The organism is Cetobacterium sp., from assembly GCF_048470075.1.
Lineage (GTDB): Bacteria > Fusobacteriota > Fusobacteriia > Fusobacteriales > Fusobacteriaceae > Cetobacterium_A.
In genome coordinates this window covers 1-2562 of the sequence record NZ_DBGBQB010000203.1, presented here as the reverse complement: position 1 = coordinate 2562, position 2562 = coordinate 1, and the positions used below count along the sequence as shown (strand labels likewise).

3 protein-coding genes are annotated in these 2562 nt (G+C 31.8%); all 3 read right to left on the bottom strand.

Annotated elements, in window-relative coordinates:
- Nucleotides 1–359, bottom strand: a 359-nt coding sequence (locus tag ACMOUI_RS07320; RefSeq protein ID WP_418965074.1) for a hypothetical protein, incomplete at its 3' end; no start/stop codon positions are given.
- A gap of 123 nt (nt 360–482) precedes the next feature.
- Entirely contained in the window at nt 483–1280 is a 798-nt protein-coding gene (gene murI / locus ACMOUI_RS07315) for a glutamate racemase (RefSeq protein WP_418965073.1), read from the bottom strand.
- A gap of 24 nt (nt 1281–1304) precedes the next feature.
- Nucleotides 1305–2504 carry a sodium/glutamate symporter gene (gene gltS, locus ACMOUI_RS07310; RefSeq protein WP_418965072.1) on the bottom strand — a complete coding sequence of 400 codons (1200 nt, stop codon included), beginning with the start codon at nt 2502–2504 and terminating at the stop codon, nt 1305–1307.
- Nucleotides 2505–2562: the final 58 nt, after the last annotated feature.

Genomic DNA, 2562 nt, shown 5'->3' with positions numbered 1-2562 from the left:
ATGTAGTAATCTATGAACTCTTCATTTAAAATATTATAGTTTTCCAATCCCTCTATTAAATCTGAACGATTTATAATCAATCTATCTTTAAAAATTTCATTGATATATTTTTTTATATCCTTTGCTGAAAAAATAGATATGTACTTATCAAAAAAAAGATGTAAACTATTTTTAGTGTAGTTCTCATAAGTTTCCAAAGCTTCTGTATGACTTTTTATGTAGTTTATATTATCCACATACTTTTTAAACTCATCAATAGGGATTACAGATCCTGAGATATAAAATATACTGTCTATATAAACTAGATATGGCTGTATCTTATAGATTGTTTTTAACTTTTCGTCTATTAAATTATTCATGTCTCTCCTCCTTTTTATCCCACATCTGTTACTTTATTCTACTAAATAGTATCTCTATTTCTTTTTTTTGAATAAAAATTTATAAAAAAGGTAATGATATCTCTACCATTACCTTTTACCAAGCTATCCAATTAAAGGTTGATACACGTTTAATAGTTCCTCTCCTAAAAACCTTTCTCCAACCTCTTTAAACTTTTTAATATCTCCTGTTACAAAATAATCTATATTTACTCTATCCTTTCTAATTTTTTTAACACCTGTTTTTAATGCCAATCTATTTAGTTCAAATAGAACATACATAGCTGTTTCCTCAGCAGGGTCTACTATTTTTTTATCTATAAGTTTTTCAATCTCCTCTCTTATTAAAGGATAATGAGTACATCCTAAAATCAAAGTATCTATCTCTTTTGGAAGTTGATCTATATAGCCTTTTAAAAGCTCTGTGTTTTTCTCATTGCTCTCCCATCCTCTTTCAATCATAGGACACAATAGTTCACATCCCTTTTGGAAAACCTCATATTTAGGGTTTAACTCTTTTATTACCTTTTTATAAACTCCACTTTTTGCAGTTAAAGGAGTTGATAAAACACCTATTTTTTTATTTTTGCTCTGTTTAATTGCCATTGTTGCTCCTGGGTGTACTACTCCTATTATTGGCACACTTGTAAAACGTTCCCTCAATACATCCAGTGCTGCTGCGGTTGCCGTATTACAAGCTATAACTATTATGTTGACTTGATTATCTATTAAAAACTCTCCAATTTTTAAACATAGCTCCTGAATCTCTTCTATACTTTTACTTCCATAAGGAGAATTTATACTATCACCATAATAAATTATATCCGCAAAGTCCACTTTTTCTTTTATTTTTTTTAAGACACTTAATCCGCCAACACCAGAGTCAAAAACACCTATTCTCACTTTGCTCCTCCTTTTTTAATCAGATTATTTTCCAAATATATTTATAAATACGGTTATTAAAGAAGCATTTGTAAAATCTATAAATAGCGCACCAACTAATGGTAATACAAAGAACGCTGTTGGAGATGGTCCATTAACTGCTGTAAACGACTCCATGTTTGCCATTGCATTTGGTGTTGCTCCCATTCCAAAACCACAATGCCCTGTTGAGATAACCGCTGCATCATAATCTTTTCCCATAATTCTGAATGTTACAAAGTAAGCGTATAATGCCATTACAACTGTTTGAACCAATAGAATAACTACCAATGGAATTGCTAATGCCGCCAACTCCCATAGCTTCATTGACATTAAAGCCATTGCTAAGAACAATTGAAGAGAGATATTCCCCACAACATTAATTGTATGTAGTGGTAACTCTGTATCTTTATTGTCAATAACGTTTCTTATAATAGCTGCAATTAACATTGGTCCAATATATGCTGGTAGAACTACTCCAATTTTTTTAGAAAGTGGTATTAATAACCCACCAATTCCCATTGAAATAACTATATACACAATAGCATGGAATAGGTTCTCCTCTGTTATCTGCTCTTTTACAACCTCTTTTGAATCCTCTTCAGGAATTAAGAAATCCTCCTCTTTGTGACCAACCAATCCATAACGTTGCATCAATCTTTTTGCAACTGGTCCTCCTATCATACATCCAGCAACTAAACCAAATGTCGCTGAAGCTATAGCAACAGACATAGCTCCAGTAGCTCCTGCTGCTTCAAGTACAGGACCAAATGCTCCTGATGTTCCATGTCCACCTGTAAGTGGTACTGACCCTGCTGCAATTCCAAGTAGTGGATTCAATCCAAAGAATTTAGCTAAACCAACACCTACAAGGTTTTGTATAATTACTAACAAACTTGCTACACACAAAAATATAAATACCTGTATTCCACCTTTTTTCAATAGTTTTAAACTTGCTAAAAATCCAATTGTAGTAAAGAATGCAATCATTAAAAGGTCTTTTAAGGCACCATCAAATGAGAATGTAAATGTTTGAGATAGTCTACCAATTAATGTAAATACTGAAAATATCACTCCTCCAATTACTGGCGCTGGAATAAAAAACTTTTCAAAAAAATTAACTTTCTTCTTAACCCATCTTCCAAGTAATAATAAAACAACTGCTACTGCTAAAGTTTCTGCCATGTTAAATTGATATTCAAACATAAAATCCCTCCTATATATTTTTGTACTACATCTTGGCACAAGTATACTTCCCAAAAAG